Source organism: Snodgrassella sp. M0110 (assembly GCF_016101465.1).
GTDB classification, from domain to species: Bacteria; Pseudomonadota; Gammaproteobacteria; order Burkholderiales; family Neisseriaceae; genus Snodgrassella; species Snodgrassella alvi.
This window is the reverse complement of record NZ_JACFQM010000005.1, coordinates 51,654-68,616: the sequence shown is the minus strand read 5'-3', so window position 1 is coordinate 68,616 and position 16,963 is coordinate 51,654. Positions and strand designations below refer to the sequence as shown.

The 16,963-nt window shown below is 42.3% G+C and carries 18 protein-coding genes; 11 read left to right on the top strand and 7 right to left on the bottom strand.

Annotation, left to right across the window (positions count from 1 at the left end; all coding sequences use genetic code 11):
- Positions 1 to 133 precede the first annotated feature (133 nt).
- Complete coding sequence (locus H3T84_RS08220; protein WP_198218820.1) at positions 134 to 1,006, bottom strand: LysR family transcriptional regulator; 873 nt, start codon at positions 1,004 to 1,006, stop codon at positions 134 to 136.
- A 120-nt stretch (positions 1,007 to 1,126) separates the two neighbouring features.
- Here H3T84_RS08220 and H3T84_RS08215 point away from each other — a divergent pair, with 120 nt between their 5' ends.
- On the top strand, positions 1,127 to 1,786 hold the full coding sequence (locus H3T84_RS08215) for an NADPH-dependent F420 reductase (RefSeq protein ID WP_198218819.1): 660 nt from the start codon (positions 1,127 to 1,129) through the stop codon (positions 1,784 to 1,786).
- Between the two features lie 293 nt (positions 1,787 to 2,079).
- Here the strand turns inward: H3T84_RS08215 and H3T84_RS08210 are convergent, their stop codons facing one another.
- From H3T84_RS08210 to bioH, 3 genes are read right to left on the bottom strand one after another with little or no spacing between them, the layout of a single operon-like run.
- Complete coding sequence (locus tag H3T84_RS08210; RefSeq protein ID WP_078475239.1) at positions 2,080 to 2,970, bottom strand: patatin-like phospholipase family protein; 891 nt, start codon at positions 2,968 to 2,970, stop codon at positions 2,080 to 2,082.
- 20 nt (positions 2,971 to 2,990) lie between these two features.
- The gene (locus H3T84_RS08205; protein WP_198218818.1) at positions 2,991 to 3,791 is read right to left on the bottom strand and encodes a methyltransferase domain-containing protein; all 801 of its coding nucleotides are present in this window, start codon (positions 3,789 to 3,791) and stop codon (positions 2,991 to 2,993) included.
- On the bottom strand, positions 3,788 to 4,540 hold the full coding sequence (gene bioH / locus H3T84_RS08200) for a pimeloyl-ACP methyl ester esterase BioH (RefSeq protein WP_198218817.1): 753 nt from the start codon (positions 4,538 to 4,540) through the stop codon (positions 3,788 to 3,790). Before bioH ends, H3T84_RS08205 begins: the two co-directional genes overlap by 4 nt.
- Here bioH and H3T84_RS12190 point away from each other — a divergent pair.
- From H3T84_RS12190 to H3T84_RS08165, 7 genes are all read left to right on the top strand, one after another.
- Positions 4,539 to 5,249: a ComF family protein gene (locus H3T84_RS12190; RefSeq protein WP_232346157.1), complete on the top strand. Its 711-nt coding sequence runs from the start codon at positions 4,539 to 4,541 to the stop codon at positions 5,247 to 5,249. The genes bioH and H3T84_RS12190 overlap by 2 nt on opposite strands.
- 329 nt (positions 5,250 to 5,578) lie before the next feature.
- Positions 5,579 to 6,328 (top strand): septal ring lytic transglycosylase RlpA family protein, encoded by a 750-nt coding sequence (locus tag H3T84_RS08190; protein ID WP_269146745.1) that lies wholly within the window; start codon positions 5,579 to 5,581, stop codon positions 6,326 to 6,328.
- Between the two features lie 77 nt (positions 6,329 to 6,405).
- Positions 6,406 to 6,987: a Holliday junction branch migration protein RuvA gene (gene ruvA, locus H3T84_RS08185; RefSeq protein WP_025331789.1), complete on the top strand. Its 582-nt coding sequence runs from the start codon at positions 6,406 to 6,408 to the stop codon at positions 6,985 to 6,987.
- Between the two features lie 43 nt (positions 6,988 to 7,030).
- Positions 7,031 to 7,582 (top strand): 5'-3'-deoxyribonucleotidase, encoded by a 552-nt coding sequence (locus H3T84_RS08180; RefSeq protein ID WP_198218816.1) that lies wholly within the window; start codon positions 7,031 to 7,033, stop codon positions 7,580 to 7,582.
- Positions 7,583 to 7,626: 44 nt separating this feature from the next.
- Complete coding sequence (locus H3T84_RS08175) at positions 7,627 to 8,241, top strand: Type 1 glutamine amidotransferase-like domain-containing protein (RefSeq protein WP_198218815.1); 615 nt, start codon at positions 7,627 to 7,629, stop codon at positions 8,239 to 8,241.
- Positions 8,242 to 8,456: 215 nt separating this feature from the next.
- Positions 8,457 to 9,752, top strand: a complete 1,296-nt coding sequence (ftsY, locus tag H3T84_RS08170; RefSeq protein WP_198218814.1) for a signal recognition particle-docking protein FtsY — start codon at positions 8,457 to 8,459, stop codon at positions 9,750 to 9,752.
- A gap of 219 nt (positions 9,753 to 9,971) precedes the next feature.
- Positions 9,972 to 10,505, top strand: coding sequence for a hypothetical protein (locus H3T84_RS08165; protein ID WP_198218813.1), 534 nt, complete (start codon positions 9,972 to 9,974; stop codon positions 10,503 to 10,505).
- Positions 10,506 to 10,542: 37 nt separating this feature from the next.
- On the opposite strand, the gene H3T84_RS08160 is transcribed toward H3T84_RS08165, so the two are convergent.
- The 3 genes from H3T84_RS08160 to H3T84_RS08150 form a co-directional block, all read right to left on the bottom strand.
- Positions 10,543 to 11,658, bottom strand: coding sequence for a hypothetical protein (locus H3T84_RS08160; RefSeq protein WP_198218812.1), 1,116 nt, complete (start codon positions 11,656 to 11,658; stop codon positions 10,543 to 10,545).
- An 18-nt stretch (positions 11,659 to 11,676) separates the two neighbouring features.
- Entirely contained in the window at positions 11,677 to 13,392 is a 1,716-nt protein-coding gene (locus H3T84_RS08155) for an AAA family ATPase (RefSeq protein ID WP_198218811.1), read from the bottom strand.
- A 306-nt stretch (positions 13,393 to 13,698) separates the two neighbouring features.
- A complete protein-coding gene (locus tag H3T84_RS08150) occupies positions 13,699 to 15,798 on the bottom strand; it encodes a M3 family metallopeptidase (RefSeq protein ID WP_198218810.1) in 2,100 nt (699 codons plus the stop codon).
- 129 nt (positions 15,799 to 15,927) lie between these two features.
- On the opposite strand from H3T84_RS08150, the gene H3T84_RS08145 reads away from it, so the two are divergent.
- From H3T84_RS08145 to H3T84_RS12330, 3 genes are all read left to right on the top strand, one after another.
- Entirely contained in the window at positions 15,928 to 16,455 is a 528-nt protein-coding gene (locus H3T84_RS08145; protein WP_198218809.1) for a gamma carbonic anhydrase family protein, read from the top strand.
- A 28-nt stretch (positions 16,456 to 16,483) separates the two neighbouring features.
- Positions 16,484 to 16,636, top strand: a complete 153-nt coding sequence (locus tag H3T84_RS08140) for a hypothetical protein (protein ID WP_198218808.1) — start codon at positions 16,484 to 16,486, stop codon at positions 16,634 to 16,636.
- Between the two features lie 188 nt (positions 16,637 to 16,824).
- Complete coding sequence (locus H3T84_RS12330) at positions 16,825 to 16,950, top strand: hypothetical protein (protein WP_255518382.1); 126 nt, start codon at positions 16,825 to 16,827, stop codon at positions 16,948 to 16,950.
- Positions 16,951 to 16,963: the final 13 nt, after the last annotated feature.

Sequence of the window (16,963 nt, the reverse complement as noted above, 5' to 3'; positions counted from 1 at the left end):
TATAGAAGATATACAAGTATCAATAAAGCAATACCAGATGAATCAATCATTAAAATACCGATGAAACCAATTTGTAAATTGTGAAGTTAGATATATATCATTTTGATATCGCTGATATAACAGATAGCAGCAATTAAGACATGGCATTAACCACAAATTCAATAAAAATATTGTGTTTTGATGGCCGCTGTCTGTCGGCTGTATAAAGCAGATGTACTTCTTTTTCCGGTGGTAAAAAATCTTGTAATATGGGGAGTAACTTATTTTGTCTGATGGCATCGCTAAGCATGGATTCGGGCAACATAGTAACACCCAGTCCTTCAATTGCGGCTTTTGCTAATACCAGAGTCTCATTGCTTTGTAATGAACCTGATATAGAAATGTTAACTTTTTTTCCATTTATCATAAATGGCCAAAGGTAATCATTTTTATTTGGATTCATATACTGATAAATAAGACAATTGTGCTTCTCTAAATCCTTTGGTACAGACGGAACACCATGCTGAGACAGATAAGAGGGAGAAGCAGCAAAAGTGAGTTGATAGGGTTTTAATTTTCGCGCAATTAAACCTGAATCAGCTAACTGGCCAATACGAAACACAATATCAAAATTGTCCTGAACCAAATCTACATAGCGATCACTTAATTGAATATCAACTTCTACTTTGGGATAGCGTTTCATAAAATCGCTGATTACCGGTATTAAATTGTAATAACCATAGCTTACGGGAGCACTAATTCTTAAATTGCCTTTTGGCTCTTCACTGAATTGTTGTGCAAGTACTTTAGTTGCCTGGATTTCCGCTAAAATAGATAAGCATTTCGGGTAATATTGTTTGCCGAATTCAGTCAGATTTTGTGACCGTGTGGTTCGGTTAAGCAGTTTTAATCCTAAATAATTTTCTAAAAATGCTATGTATTTAGCAATCATTTGCGGTGATGTATTTAATGAAACGGACGCTGCGGCAAAAGAACCGGTTTTTACGGTCAGAATGAATGCTTGCATACATCGGAATAAATTCATATTGCCAACTCTCAGTTGTTAATCAATCAATTTTATTTGTATTTATTGTTTTTTAATTTGTACTGATAATACAGCGCACTATTTAGAAAAGGAAATATTACGATGAAAAAGATTGGCATTATCGGAGCAGGATTTATCGGTCAGGCCTGGGCAAAGCTATTTATGCAGGCAGGCTATCAAGTGATGGTGAGTAATTCCAGAGGGAAAAATACATTGTTCAGTGTGGCCAGCAGCATAGGCTGTGAAATTGGAAGCCAGGAAGAAGCTATTGAGTTTGCAGAAATTATTCTGATTGCTATTCCATTTAATAATTATCTGCAACTACCTGCTGAATCAATGAGTAATAAAATAATATTAGATACCATGAACTATTATCCTGATCGCGACGGGCACTGGCCGCAATTAGATAAGCGTGAAATCACAACCAGTGAATTGGTTGCTCAGCATTTTTCGAAATCTAAAGTGGTTAAAGTTTTTAATGCGATTCTGGCAAGAGATGTTATTAAAGATGCCAGACCAAACGATAAATTAAACAGAAGAGCCATTCCAGTGGCAGGCAATGATTTAACTGCTAAACAAACTATATTTAAAATATTGGATCAGGTCGGTTATGATTTTGTTGATGCCGGCCTGCTGTCTGATAGCTGGCGATTTGAGCGGGCTAAACCTGCTTATTGTGTTCCGTTAAATATCCGGCAATTACAAGAGGCACTGGAGCAAGCTCAAAGAAATATTGATTTACCTGAAAATTCATGGAAATAAAAAAGTGAATGTTACTAAGATATAAACAGGCTTCATTATTTTTCTATCCTGATTGAATTTGGTAATTAAACAAATTAAAAAGCCCGTAATAATCGGGCTTTTTATGAGTTATATAAATTCAGAAATAGTATTCGGTTAGCTTTTTTTGCCATCAGCCAGTAATCTGTTCTATGGTTAAAATTCATTAAATCAGCGGTTATTCAGTTTGCAATATTTTAATTAGTATTAACCAGAATAAAAACGCAGACTGCCACACAGGCAGTCTGCATAGGTTGCTCACTGTTTTATATGGTTTAGTTAACCTGATATTTCGCCAGTGCCGCACGAATTTGCGGTAAGGCTGCTCTGGCAGCCTGTTCACCCAGCCGGATAGCCTGAGTTTTCTGGTCAAAACCGCCTACTGTACCCAGTTTCTGTACCTGAGGACGGATTACGACCTGAGCTTTGCTCAGTTCGCTGTTCAGGGCTGATGCGCTCATGATATTCAGGCTCTGGTCAAGATACGAAAAGAATCCCTGACTGGTCAGACGTGCCGGCTTAGCAGATATATCTACCGCGATAACTACATTGGCGCCCAGCTGTTTGGCTGCTGTGACCGGTACCGGAGCAACCAGACCACCATCGACAAAACTTTTATTGCCGATTACTGTGGGCTGAAAAACATTGGGTATACTAGCTGATGCGCGTACTGCCTGTCCGGCATTACCACTGTTGAAAACAGCCATGCGGCCGGTACCGAATTCAGTAGCCACTGCGCCGAAACGGATAGGAAACTGCTGAATCGGTTTATTACGAACTTTATTGTTGATGTAATCCTGCAGTTTTTGTCCTTTGATAAAGCCGGATGTAGACAGTACCGGATCAACTAAATCGGTTTTATTCAGTATTTCAGCCTCAAGCTCCAGCCTGTCCGGACTCATACCGGAAGCATACATGCTGCCAACTAGCGCACCGGCACTGGTACCGGTAACAACCCGTACCGGAATATGGTTTTCCTGTAAGACTTTAATTACCCCTATATGTGCAAAGCCTTTAGAAACTCCGCCTCCAAGCGCCAGCCCGATAACAGCGCGTGGTTTGGCCGGAGCAGGAGGAGTAACCGGTGTGGTGTTTTTACAGGCAGTGATGGTAACGAATGTAGTAATAATAAGAATGCTATTACGCAATAATGCCGAGAATTTCATATTATATTAATGTTCGGATTCTAAGTTGTAGATGAGGGATAAAATTGTACTGGTGCCGTATTGTCGGGCAGTACCTGTTTTTTAACACCGTGTCCGTATACTAGCTCAAGCGTAACATTTTGAATATCATTGCTCTGCCATGCATCAGCCAGAATACGAACTGCATCGATTTCACTGTTAAATTGCAGACTTTGCCATAGTCCGGCTGTGCGCATGTCATCAATAAAGCGCTCTGCATTGGTGTATTGCAGAGTCAGCATATCCATGTCTGTTACCGGATCATAAAAACCGTGCTGAAACAACATGTCCCCAAGATCGTGCATATCGATCAGATTCGGTGTTTTCACTACTATACCCTTTGTACGCCAAAGTGTCATGACTTCTTTCAGGGTATCCGGACCAAAGTGGCTGAAAAAAAGCAAACCATCCGGTTTTAAAGCTCCGGCCCAGTTTTTGATAACAGCCACAGGATCATTCTGGTGAATCAGACCAAGGTTACTCCAGACCATATCAGCAGACTGGTTGCCGGGAAGCTGGTCGGAAACGGTTTGTGCAGGTAGATTGCTATGGAGTTTTTGCCACCAATTTTGCTTGGCTTTGCGAATAATCTGTGCTGCCTGTAAATAAGCCTCGCGACTGTCATACTCCTGAAAATGCGCATGTGGATAACGCATGCTGAGCAAACGGTAACTTTCATCACCGTCTGCTGCTGCGAGGATAATCTGTTCCGGCGGTTGTTTCAGAATACACAGACGTTCATCCAGCGTAGCGGCCAGATGTGCATGGAGAAACCAGTCTGGCTTGTGTGGCAGAGTTGTCATGTGTGACGCTCCCAAAATTGGCACAGTGCACGGGCAAATTGATCAGGATGGCTTAAAAACGGTGTATGTGCAGCCTGTGGCAGGAGGCACCATTCGCTTTGCGGCAGCCGCTGATGAATGTATTCACCCATACGTGGCGGGGTAATGGCATCGCGATCACCATAAACCAGTAATACTGGACAGTTTATGCTAGTGAGTAAAGGGCGTAAATCAGCCTGTTCTAACGCATGCAAAGCCGCGTTAAGAGCAGCAGGCGGCCCATACTGACAAATAGCCGGTATCAGGCTGTTAACACTGGCTTGTACTGAAGTGTCTGCATACAGCATCTGTAATTGTAGAAACTGCTGCATGTATTTGGGATAATCTTCACGAAATTTATCGGCCATAATATTGAGATTGGTACGTTTCAGACCTTGCGGATAATCGCTGCCGGCCAGCAGTCTGACCAGACTGGCAGTCAGACACAGTGTGGCTACTTTCTCCGGATAGCGGGCAGCCAGAGTCAGTGCCACCATCCCGCCCAGTGACCAGCCAAGCAGATGTGCAGGAGCCGTAAGCTGTGCGGCCAGCTGGTCTGCAATACTGTCTATACTGAAATTGCCGTTAAACGGTGCACAACCATGCCCGGGCAGGTCTGGGGTATACCAGTTTTGTTGCCATGGGGCTGGCAGATATGCCTGTAAAGGGTCGAATATATGGTGGTTAGCACCCCAGCCATGTATCAATAACGTTCGTGAAGGTGTGATCATGAGTATAACTTCATTGCTTACTTCATTCTGGCACGCCTGCATTGGCGCACCGCATTGTTTATTATGCCACGATTGTGCGGATGTCTCAGGTTTGTGCCGGGCATGCCAGCAGGATATGGCCGCTTTGCGGCGTACTGATACTGATATCTGTCTGCGTTGCCGTGCCGGCGGGCTGACAGCCGGAGTGTGTGAACAGTGCGGCCAGAAGTGGCCTTTTACAACTTTATATGCCAGTTACCGTTATGCTGCACCATTACAGCAAATGCTGCGTGCATTTAAGCATCAGCGGCAGCTTGCTTTACTGGATACGCTGGCAGCACTGATGCTGGCACAGCCGCCGCAGTGGCTGGAGAAGGTAAAAATAGATGCTGTACTGGCTATGCCGCTGAGCCGCAGGCGCCTGTTTGAGCGTGGTTTCAATCAGAGCCAGTTACTGGCTGCAATTATTGCCAGACACTATACCTTGCCGATAGTGACATCAGACTGGATAGAGCGTTGTCACCGGCCACCGCAATCAACTTTAAAAAAATCAGCACGGTTGCATAATGTACGCGGTGTATTCCGCCTTAATAGCGCAGTTAAAAAACGTAACTTGTTGTTAATAGATGATGTTGTGACCACCGGCGCAACAATTTTCGAATTGGCTCAGACCCTTAAGAAATCAGGTGTTGCGCAGGTTTATGTCTGGACACTCGCACATCCGGAATGAAAAAATCTTTGACAGACTGAAGTCTGTTTGGCATAGTGTCGCCCAGTTAAATAACTGATTCAATTGTTAACTGCGTTACAATCAAGGCGATTTTGCCGGTTAGTAAGCAATTTTCAGAACCCGCCAGTGTGCTGTTTTAATCACAGCCGGTGTTTGTTCTTGCCAATTGAGGCACCTAGCCTCTTCTGCCACATTTTAAAAGTGGCCGCCACTGTTTTTTGCTGTCTTAGTAAAAATTCAGTCTTTACCGGACTATGTACTGTTTACCCGCAAATGGTAATTGCGTGTCTGGTTTTTGCGTCTTTTACTCAAAGAAACGGAAATACGGTTTGATCAGAATTAAATTGTTATTTATTAGTGTTGCCATGGTACTTGGATTGAGTGCGGCATATGCCGGACCATCGGGTAATTTGTCTGCACCAGTTTATCATCCCAAAAAATCAGTATCTAATCTTACAGTAGTACCCGCAGAGCATCTGCATAAAACAGCTAATCTTAGCTATCAGGTAGCGGGCAAACGTTATTATCCGCTACAAAAAGTGGCCAGTTTCAGTCAGGTAGGTAAAGCTTCCTACTATGGCAAAAATTTTCATGGCCGTAAAACTTCATCAGGCGAGCGCTTTGACAGCCAGATGCTGACCGCCGCCCATCCGACTTTACCTATCCCCAGTTATGCACGGGTAACCAATCTGTCCAATGGAAAGACAGTGGTTGTACGTATTAATGATCGCGGTCCCTTTCATGCTAACCGGGTAATGGATGTATCCTATGCTGCTGCACAGCAGTTAGGGTTTGTACGTGCCGGTACTGCTCAGGTACGGGTAGAGCAGATTCTGCCCGGAGAGCGTCTGCAACCGGCAGGTACCAGTGGTAATATTTACGTGGATCTGCAGAAATTTGACAGTAAGGAGCAGGCTCAGAAATATCTGAAAACCACTTCACGTCATTTACAGAGTGCAGGAAGCGAACAGCAGGCTAAGCTTGTGAAAGTTCAAAACAGCTATGTTGTCCGCATGGGGCCGTTTAAACAGCAGCAGCGTGCCGATGAGGCCAAAAAATCAATGCTGACTGTATTGTAAAATTGCTCAAGCTCAGAAAAAAGCCCGTGATATGATGCACGGGCTTTTATATATCTGGTTGTTGGGAAGGGAATATCATGATTAGCCGTTTACGCGGAATCATATTGGAAAAAAATCCGCCGGTAGTGGTACTGGATGTTCATGGTGTAGGCTATGAAGCTCAGGTTTCCATGCAAACCTTTTATACTTTACCGGCCGCAGGTGAAGAAACTGCACTGTATACGCAGCTGGTCGTGCGTGAAGATGCTCATCTGCTATTTGGTTTCGGCTCCCGCGAAGAACGGGAAACATTCCGTGCATTAGTAAAAGTAAGCGGTATCGGAGCCAAAAGTGCTCTGGGTATTTTATCCGCACTGACCAGTGAGGAACTGGCTGCCGCTATTGCTACTGAAGATATTAAACGCCTGACAGCTGCACCAGGCATCGGTAAAAAAACCGCAGAACGCATGGTACTGGAATTGCGTGGCAAACTTGCCGCCGCCAGTGATGATGCTACCGGTTTGTTTACACAGAATACAGCCGGCAATAACGAAGATATTATTAATACATTGCTTGCTTTAGGCTATACCGATAAAGAAGCCCGTACTGCCTGTAAAAATATACCGGCAGGTACGGATGTCAGTGAAGGTGTACGGCTGGCTTTAAAAAACATGCTATAAATTAATTTGCTTTATAATCATATACGCCACCACGGGAATTTGTATGGCATCTAAATTGATTTTGCTGGATCAGGATGGTGTTCTGGCCGACTTTGAGCAGGGAGTAAGACAACTATGGCAGCAAACCTATCAGCAACCGCTGCCTCTGAAAGAACGCAGACATTTTTACCTGCGTGATGATATGGCTCCCGAATTTCACCGGCAACTGGCGCAAATTTATAGCAGTAAAGGTTTTTTTGCTTCATTACCGCCTATGCAGCATGGTATTTCAGCAGCTAAGCGCTTGCTGCAGGCCGGCCATGATGTGCGTATTTGTACTTCGCCTATACAGGATTATCACTATTGTGTATCTGAAAAATTTGACTGGGTATGCCAGCATCTGGGTGAAGACTGGATGCAGCGCATAATTCTGGCCAAAGATAAAACCTGGGTGCGCGGCGATATTCTGATTGATGATAAACCCCAGATAAGCGGCAGTCTGGTGCCGCAATGGCAACACTGGATTTATGATCAGCCCTATAATCGGCATCAGACTGAATTGTATCGGATAAACTGGGAACAACCGGAAACATGGTCTGAATTACTAAATAATTAAGTTTAGTGACCGGACTATACAAAAAAGAGAGGCTGGAAACTACAATGCAAACGATTTTTTTAACATCTTACATTGCTGGAACCGGTCAAAAGCTAGCCGATTTTATGCAGAACAATAAAATTAATAGCAAGCGTGTTCTGTTTATTCCTACAGCCGGTAATGTTGAAGGCTACACAAAATATATAGATGAAGGTAAATCAGTATTAACACAGCTTGGATTGAAACTTGATTTACTGGATATCGCCACAGCGGATATCCGCCAGTGCCATACTGCTTTTTCGGCAGCAAAAATCATTTGCATAACCGGCGGTAATACATTTTATTTATTGCAGGAACTGAAAAGAAAAAATCTTGACCGGCTGCTTGCTCAGAGAATTGCTGAAGGCTGCGTTTATATTGGGGAATCTGCCGGTGCAATTATTCTGGCAGCAGACATAGAATATAATAGAATAATGGATGACAGCAGCCTGGCTCCAGAACTAAACAATTATACAGGTTTAAATTGCATCGATTTTTATCCTCTGCCGCATTATATTGATGAACCTTTTGTCCAGTCAGCCCAACAAACCTATGCAGAATATAGTAAACGTTTGAATTTGGTAACTTTTAATAACTCTCAGGCTATTGTTGTTATTAATCATAATTATGTGGTGGTGTAAATTCAGAGCTGTCAATACGCAGCCAGCCCAGTTTGTTCTGTCTGATTTTTAGCCTGTACAGAAGTACTTTAAGGCAAAACTATCTGAATAAAATAAATAATAGTATCGCAGCACATTATCAAATAAACCTCTGTAAGCTACAATAGCACAATTATTCCAATGCCAAAGATCGGTTGTGATTCAGCTTTGGCCTTATATCGTATTCAGGAAAGCCCATGTTTGGATTTTTTAAACGAAAAAAAAATACTGAGCCAGTTGCTGAGCAGCCCGTACCGGCCCCTCACCAGCAGGAAAACTCAGAACAATTACAGAATATAGCTGATGATTCTGTTCAGACTGAAGTAATACCGCAGCCTGAACCGGCTATCAGTGATCCTGTTGCAGAAAAACCTGAGCAGGCAGCCACCGTTTCCGTTCAACCACAGACCGAAACAGAACAAGATATTATTGTACCCACAACAGTAGATGAACCGGCAGCCATTGCTGTAACAGACGATACTGCCTCACCCGTTCAGACACCTGTCGCTACTGAAAACACAGTTGTGATAGCTGCTGAGCCGGATACAGTGAGTGAGCAGACAGAAAAACCGGCTAAACTGAGCTGGGCTGCACGACTAAAACAGGGGCTGAGCAAATCCCGCAATCAAATGGCCAAATCTCTGGCTTCTGTATTTGGCGGCGGTAAAATCGACGAAGATTTGTATGAAGAACTGGAAACCGTATTGCTGACCAGTGATATGGGAATTGAAGCCACAGAAAAACTGCTGGCACAGGTGCGTCAGCGGGTTACCCTGAAAGGGCTGAAAAACGGAGATGAGCTGCGCAGTGCTCTGAAAGAAGCTTTGTATGAATTACTGTTGCCGCTGGATCAGCCACTGATTTTACCGGATGATAAAAAGCCCTTTGTGATTATGATGGCCGGTGTGAACGGTGCCGGTAAAACTACCAGTATCGGTAAACTGGCGAAATATTTTCAAAGTCAGGGTAAAAGCGTGCTGCTGGCTGCCGGTGATACCTTTCGTGCAGCAGCCCGCGAACAATTGCAGCAATGGGGTGAACGCAATAATGTCACCGTGATTGCTCAGGCTTCCGGCGACTCAGCAGCAGTCTGTTATGATGCTCTGGAGGCGGCCAAAGCACGCGGTATTGATGTGGTACTGGCAGACACTGCCGGTCGCCTGCCTACTCAGCTGCATCTGATGGAAGAAATCAAAAAAGTAAAACGCGTTCTGCAAAAATCCTTGCCTGATGCTCCGCATGAAGTCATGCTGGTACTGGATGCCAATGTGGGTCAGAATGCTATCAATCAGGTTGTAGCCTTTGATGATGCGCTAGGATTAACCGGTCTGATTGTTTCCAAACTGGATGGTACTGCCAAAGGCGGTATTCTCGCGGCACTAGCAGCCAAGCGACCAGTTCCGGTACGCTTTATCGGCGTGGGTGAAGGTATTGATGATTTACGCCCGTTTGATGCCCGAGCATTTGTGGATGCATTAATTGAGGATGAATAATAAATGTCAGATAAAAGCCGGCTATAAGAATGAATAGACGGCTTTTTACTGTTTCAGTATAAACTGATGTTTTCGATAAAGTGTAATTATAGAAATAGCAGCCGGAACATTGAGCAGAATATATCAAAAATACTTTAAGAATTAATTAGTCTTACTATACAAAATTATTGACATTAAAATAAATTAATAAAGCAGCTGATTATTAAAGTGGAGATACAAATGGCAGAAAATGAAACTAGATTAAACCGCAATTTATTCAAACAATATCAGAAGTTTGGTTTCGATATCATGGAGTATCTGGCTGATTTTTTTGAAAAAGCGGAGTTAGAAGAAATTGATGAGCAGGCCGTAGACAGTGTAGATGGTTGTTATCAGCAACTAACTTTTCCTGATCAGTCTTCTATTCGTTATACTTCCTGGAATAATGGACAGCCGTTTTACATTATTTTATTTAACTCACGTGATAATTATATTTTTCAACTGGATTTATCCAGACTGGTTTGTATCGAAGACAGATTTACCTGGTATCTGGCTAAGCCGGTTAATCAGGAGTCAAGAGAGGTTTTAGCAAAACAACTAGACTTGGTACAGATTCCTTCTGATTATATATCATGGGTAAATCATCAGAAAATGATGTTAAAACAAGGTGAAAAGATTAATAAAGAAGGATTTTTACTGGCAGAAGATAGTAACTGGAAAGAATTAGTTGAAAAACTGGCTGCTCTTATTCAGGTATATCCAAAAAATACGTGATTGGCGGCGGATAGGTAATCAGGGTAGATAATCTAAATTATTCATTGTTGGTAGGTATACAATTACACTGACTTAATAAACGCAGAAGATTTTTTCTGATCAGACTGGAATCTTCCTGTAAATTAATGGTAGAAAATCTAATTATATGGTTTTGAATAATGACATGTTCATTTATGTTCTCATCAATAGCCGGATACAGTAACATCCCGCTTGCATGACAAGATGGGGCATCAGTAGTGTTTTCCTGGCTTCTCAGGTAGGCATAAAGCTGATAAATATGTTCACTTTTAAACTTTTTGTTATTATAAAAACTTGATTGCCGAATAATAGAGGTACATTTTGTATCGATAATCATACGATGCTGGCAGGCAGAGTGTTCAATAATTAAATCTGTTTGCATATTGGGTAGAAAATCTTCTATATGGTTACTTGCAAACTCCTGTTGCCAGAATAACCGTTTGCCGGAACTGATTTCCCAACTGCTGGCAGGCAGATTAACCCGGGCAAAACCTATTGTAGCCTTTTCAAATAAACGCCGTAACCAAGTGTCAGTTTTTTTAATTTGTTTTGCCGACTGCACGCCTGCCTGTTCTGTAGGAATAGCCAGCTTAAAAATAAGACGGCATAAGGTGAGTAAATATCTATCCTGTGTGCCGGCCCGATCAAAATAGTCGGCTCTGAAATCATAATGAGTTGACTGGCCTATTTTCAGTGTATTAAAGTGGCTGATAATTTTCTGACATCGGATTTTTAATTTTTCATCCTCTATCAGACGCAATAAAGTGTGAGCGGCTGCATGAATATAGCGGTTTTTTGGTGTATCAATAGTTAAAACCTCAAACTGACATTGTATTCTGCCTTTTTCCAGTAAATGCTGTCGTACTGTAGCAAGAATATCTATTTTTCCTCTGACACGATTCAGTATTTGCGTCTGTTGTATATATCCGCAGGATAATGATCGCATGAGTTTTTCGGTAGCCTTACAATACAATTCGGCAGCCAGCTTAATCAGATCTTCAGGATTATTTTCCAGTTGAATCCGTTGCTGTTTACCCAGACTCCGATATAAATTAGAAGCATAAAGTAACAGTAACCAAATATTTTTAATCGGTATCTTGGCTACTGTAGTACTGGTTTCCTGTTTATAAGACATATATTTTTTAGTTAGTTGTTATTTCTTGGTTTCAGGAAATAATTTTAGCTTGGCTTCCTCAATTTGCTCGGGGGCATGAAACCAGTATTCTTCCAATAAAGGCATAATTTCAGTTTTAACGATAGTGGTAAACCATTTATCAGCTTTATTATCTTTATCAGCTTTATTATCTACTATGCGTTGACTGGTGGTCAGGTAGCTGTGTCCGATGGTAAATGCAGAACCCAGTGTCTGGTCAGCGCTAATTATTTTATTCAGCTCGTCAATACGCTTTTGCAATTCATTTAATTTTCTTATTGAAATTTTTGTTTTGTTGTTCATATATTTTAGCCACTCATTACCGAAATTTGGCTTTAGATCAAAAAATGCAAAGCGGCGCCGCAATGCAAAGTCAACCATAGCCAGAGAGCGGTCAGCGATGTTCATAGTACCTATGACATACAGATTATCCGGAATAAAAAAGCCTTCTTTTTCATCTCCATAGGTTAATTCCAGTGCTTCCTGAGGATTACGTTTACTGGCTTCGAGTAGTGTTAACATTTCTCCAAAGATCTGTGCCGGATTTCCGCGATTGATTTCTTCAATAACAATCACATAGTTTGCGTCAGGATCATTTTTTGCCTGATTGGCTATATTAAGAAAAGGGCCGTCAACTAATTCAAGTTTGCCGTTGCAGGAAGGGCGATAGCCACGGATGAAATCCTCATAGGATGTATTCGGATGAAACTGGATTGCTTTAATATTTTTAGAATCACGATAGCCAACGATTACACTGGCCAATCGCTTCGCCAGCCAGGTTTTACCGGTACCGGGTGGTCCTTGTAAAATTATATTTTTCTTTTCTTTTAATTTTGTCTGAATACTTTCTAATTCATCTTTGCTGATAAAGCAGCCTTCTGCTATTAAACTATTGATAGTATAAGGTGTTTTAACTGTATTTGGCTCAATTTCTTCCTGAATATTGTTATTGGTTTTATTTTTAATATCACTATTATAATTTATTAATTTATATTTACCCCTACCAAAAAAATCTAGAATCTTTTTATCGCGTAAGTCCTGCATTACTCGGCTAATAGTTTGACTTATTGTATTATTGTTTGGATATTGGTTTTTCAGTAGTTGTTCATAATGCAACATAAACTGTTTTCGAGTAAAAATATTGCTTTTATTGTTATGACATAGTTCATAAATTAAATTTAGTACAGTTTGATACCATCCGGCATTATTAAGCTGCTGCTGATTTTGATTATTCATATCCGGCTCATAATTTGTATTATTAAAACGTTCCTGCCAATAAGGCATCTGACAAAATTGATCAATATCCTGAGGCTGATCATCAAAGGTGAAATTAATCAATTGCTCCGATTGCCAGTTGGTATCTTTATTTACCGGCCAGATGGTTTTCAGACTGGTATAAAAATACCATTTTTTTTCAGGAGTAGATCTTTGCCAGCTGACTTTCAGAGATTTACCATCACCCGGATTTTCAATAACAGTACCGATGGCTTTTATTTGTGTTACCGGTACAGGATAGCCTTTGTTTTCGAAAGGCAGATCAGATATCTGAGGTGAGACGGATTTGATTGCTACTTGATCGCCGGTAGCTATCAAATGAATTTGCTCAATATCCTTCTTATTATTGCCAGCATATATCCATTCATTATTACGAATAAAAATATCACTCCGGTTATTATTTGCCTCTAAAAACCAGTAGTTTTGCTTTGTATTATTCATTTTCCCCATCTTTGTAAATGATTACCGGTTGCTGATGAATCATAGCATAGCAATTAAATTAATTAATATTAACTTTAAATGACATTAAATATGATTAATGTTAATCATAATAAAGTTTAAATACAAACTTTTTTGAAAATAACATTTATAGACAATAACAAACAGCCGCCGATAAAATAATTAGCTGTGATATACGCAGATGCTGGTAAGTTATCTTTTAATCTGAATGTTTTATTATATTTTAGTTCAAGAAATTGCGATAAAAAACGCGATGTAATCATCGCGTTTTTTATTCTTTACTGAAACTCAGGCAGCTTCATGAAAGCCGCAGTGACGTAACAGTGCATCGATTTGCGGTTCACGGCCGCGGAATGCTTTAAAGGATTCCATCGCCGGACGCGAGCCACCGACAGCAAGTACTTCGTGCCAGAAACGTTTGCCTGTTGCCGCTGCATTCGCTTCTTCTTCAAAAGCGGCATAAATATCCGCAGAAAGCACTTCTGCCCAGCTATAGCTGTAATAACCGGCAGAATAACCACCGGCAAAGATATGGCTGAAAGAATGAGCAAAGCGGTTAAAATCTGGCTGGGGCATCACCGCTACCCGGCGGCGTACTTCCAACAAAGTTTGCTGCCAGTCACAACCCGGATGGCTATAGATTTCCATATCAAACTGAGCAAACTCCATCTGGCGCAGCATCCACAGCCCGCTCTGGAAGTTTTTTGCAGCCAGCATTTTCTTATAAAGCTCCTCAGGCAGTACCGCGCCGGTATCCTGATGGCAGCTCATGCCGGCAAGCACATCATATTCCCAGACAAAGTTTTCCATAAACTGGCTGGGCATTTCAACTGCATCCCATTCCACGCCATTGATACCGGAAACCCCCAGTTCATCTACCTGAGTCAGCAGATGATGCAGGCCATGACCGGTTTCATGGAACAGAGTCAGGATTTCTTCGTGGCTCAGGCGTGCGGTATTGCCGGCTACAGGCGGCGTGAAATTACACACCAGATACGCAATAGGTGTTTGCAGCTGGCCGGCATGATTGCCTGTTATAAAACGACGGCGGCCGCGGTAATCATTCATCCATGCACCGCCGCGCTTACCGGCTCGTGCATACAGATCCATGTAGACGCCACCGATGATGGCCCCGCCCTGTTCAAGTTCGTAATAGCGAACATCAGGATGCCATACCGGTACCTGTTTTTCGATGAAATGAACGCCATACAATTTATCAATCTGGGCAAACAGACCCGCGAGAACGCGATCAGCCGGAAAATATTTTTTTACTTCAGTCTGGCTGAATGCATATTTAGCCTGACGCAGTTTTTCACTGGCATAGGTCATATCCCATGGCTGTAAATCATCCAGACCGAGATATTCTCGTGCGTATGTTTTAACTTCAGCCAGATCTTTTTCAGCAAAAGGTTTGGCCCTGCTCGCCAGATCCTGAAGAAAAGTCATCACCTGTTGGGGTGTATCAGCCATTTTGGTTGCCAGCGATAATTCTGCATAGTTTTGGAAACCCAGTAACTGAGCTTCACGTGCGGCAATCTGCAGAATCCGGTTGATATTGGCGGTATTATCCCATTTAGCCTCGCCAAGCTCACTGGCCCGGGTTGAATAGGCATGATACAGCTGCCGGCGCAGTTCGCGATTGTGGGCATATTGCATTACCGCCAGATAATGCGGCATTTGCAGCCCGATTTTATAGCCGGCTTTACCTTCTGCCTGTGCCGCAGCGGCAAACATGGCCAGTGCCTCTTCGGTTAATCCGCTGACTTCGCTATCCTGTGCAAAGTCGGCATCTGTGCTGGTCTGACCGGATGTGTTTTCCTGATCAGCCAGTTCTGCGCCATTAGCAAAATACAATGCAAATGCATCAGTGGTGTCCAGAACATTCTGACTAAAGGCTGCGGAAAGCTGCGCACCTTCTGCCTGTAAGGCTGCAAACTCCGCCTGTTCCTGTTCCGGCAGCTCTGCTCCGCTGAGAACAAAATCTCTTAAATCATGGTTCAGTTTGGTTTGCTGTGCCGGGCTCAGCTGTGCATATTCTGCACTGGCTTTGATGCTTTTAAAGCGCTCATATAAGGCAATATCCTGACTGATCGCAGTAAAGAATTCGCTTACTTTAGGCATCAGTGCATTATAGGCCGCACGTAATTCAGGTGTATCTGCCACACTGTTTAGATGGGCAACAACACTCCAGATACGACCAACACGTTCAGTAATACTGGTTAAAGCTTCTACGGTGTTATTCCAGCTGGCATCAGGCTCAGCTTTCAAGGCGGTGATAGCGGCAGCAGCCTGCTGCATAGCTTCAGTCATTGCCGGCTCAATATCTGCAGCCTTAATGGCATCGAAACGGGGTTCACTATCCAGATTCAACAAAACATTTTCAGACATAGTATTCTCAAGAGAAAAATACCTGTAAATTTGCGGTTTTTCAGGTAAATCGGGTGGAAAGAGCAGGAGCTTATATTTATCTTCTGCTATAAATAATATTGCATAATGTAACAGGATAAGGTCAAAAACATGAAAAACAATATTCGTTCTTATTTAGATACGCAACCACAAATTGCCGATAGTTGTTATATAGATGATATGGCTGTGGTTATCGGGGATGTAATTTTGCAGGAAGAAGTATCTGTGTGGCCGTTTGCGGTGATTCGCGCAGATGTGAACAGTATGCGTATTGGTGCCAGAAGCAATATTCAGGATCACTGTATGCTGCATGTCAGCCACAAAACAGCAGCCAAACCGGATGGCTCACCATTGGTGATTGGTGAGGATGTTACTGTAGGTCATCATGTTAATCTGCATGGCTGTACGATTGGTAACCGGGTGTTGGTGGGGATTAATTCGATTGTTCTGGATGATGCGATTATTGAGGATGATGTGATAATTGGTGCCGGCAGTCTGGTGCCTCCGCGCAAACGTCTGGCGAGCGGTTATCTGTATCTGGGTTCTCCGGTACAGCAAATTCGCCCGTTAACGGAAAAAGAACGTGAATTTCTATTATATTCAGCATCGCATTATGTTAGACTCATGAAGAGTTATTAAGTTAACCCTCTAATTAAAGGACTATATAATGAAAAAATTCTTGTCTTTAAGTTTATTATGCAGCCTGCTGGCGTTGACAGGCTGTGCTGGCGATGGCACAGGTAAAGGGAAAGGGCAAACCCAGGTGTACGGAGAGATCAATACCGGTGTGGAAACGTCACATACCAGTACCAGCCGTTAGACTTCATACCAGTTAATCTGGTATAGATATAGCCCGGAATGGTAGCGGTATTGGGATAAATTAGTGTCGTAAAAAGGATATTTTATCAGTTGTAAAATGCAAAATTCGCATGGATCAATTGTTATCTTGGAAAAGTTAAGCTAGATTATTGAAATAGTTTTTCAAACCAACCTCAAAGGACACACATAATGAAAAAGTTATTAGGAATCGGTGCAGTATTAGCTGCCCTGTTACTGACTGCCTGCGCTGCTACAAATTCTGATACAAAAGCTGCTCCATATAGCGATTTACAGGCAGCAGAAGAATCTAACTAAGCTACAGTGCTTA

Excerpts from the sequence above, each read along its gene's own strand:
- H3T84_RS08220 (WP_198218820.1), bottom strand. The coding sequence starts at position 1,006 with ATGCAAGCATTCATTCTGACCGTAAAAACCGGTTCTTTTGCCGCAGCG.
- H3T84_RS08215 (WP_198218819.1), top strand. The coding sequence starts at position 1,127 with ATGAAAAAGATTGGCATTATCGGAGCAGGATTTATCGGTCAGGCCTGG.
- H3T84_RS08210 (WP_078475239.1), bottom strand. The coding sequence starts at position 2,970 with ATGAAATTCTCGGCATTATTGCGTAATAGCATTCTTATTATTACTACA.
- H3T84_RS08205 (WP_198218818.1), bottom strand. The coding sequence starts at position 3,791 with ATGACAACTCTGCCACACAAGCCAGACTGGTTTCTCCATGCACATCTG.
- H3T84_RS12190 (WP_232346157.1), top strand. The coding sequence starts at position 4,539 with ATGAGTATAACTTCATTGCTTACTTCATTCTGGCACGCCTGCATTGGC.
- bioH (WP_198218817.1), bottom strand. The coding sequence starts at position 4,540 with ATGATCACACCTTCACGAACGTTATTGATACATGGCTGGGGTGCTAAC.
- ruvA (WP_025331789.1), top strand. The coding sequence starts at position 6,406 with ATGATTAGCCGTTTACGCGGAATCATATTGGAAAAAAATCCGCCGGTA.
- H3T84_RS08180 (WP_198218816.1), top strand. The coding sequence starts at position 7,031 with ATGGCATCTAAATTGATTTTGCTGGATCAGGATGGTGTTCTGGCCGAC.
- H3T84_RS08175 (WP_198218815.1), top strand. The coding sequence starts at position 7,627 with ATGCAAACGATTTTTTTAACATCTTACATTGCTGGAACCGGTCAAAAG.
- ftsY (WP_198218814.1), top strand. The coding sequence starts at position 8,457 with ATGTTTGGATTTTTTAAACGAAAAAAAAATACTGAGCCAGTTGCTGAG.
- H3T84_RS08165 (WP_198218813.1), top strand. The coding sequence starts at position 9,972 with ATGGCAGAAAATGAAACTAGATTAAACCGCAATTTATTCAAACAATAT.
- H3T84_RS08160 (WP_198218812.1), bottom strand. The coding sequence starts at position 11,658 with ATGTCTTATAAACAGGAAACCAGTACTACAGTAGCCAAGATACCGATT.
- H3T84_RS08155 (WP_198218811.1), bottom strand. The coding sequence starts at position 13,392 with ATGAATAATACAAAGCAAAACTACTGGTTTTTAGAGGCAAATAATAAC.
- H3T84_RS08150 (WP_198218810.1), bottom strand. The coding sequence starts at position 15,798 with ATGTCTGAAAATGTTTTGTTGAATCTGGATAGTGAACCCCGTTTCGAT.
- H3T84_RS08145 (WP_198218809.1), top strand. The coding sequence starts at position 15,928 with ATGAAAAACAATATTCGTTCTTATTTAGATACGCAACCACAAATTGCC.
- H3T84_RS08140 (WP_198218808.1), top strand. The coding sequence starts at position 16,484 with ATGAAAAAATTCTTGTCTTTAAGTTTATTATGCAGCCTGCTGGCGTTG.
- H3T84_RS12330 (WP_255518382.1), top strand. The coding sequence starts at position 16,825 with ATGAAAAAGTTATTAGGAATCGGTGCAGTATTAGCTGCCCTGTTACTG.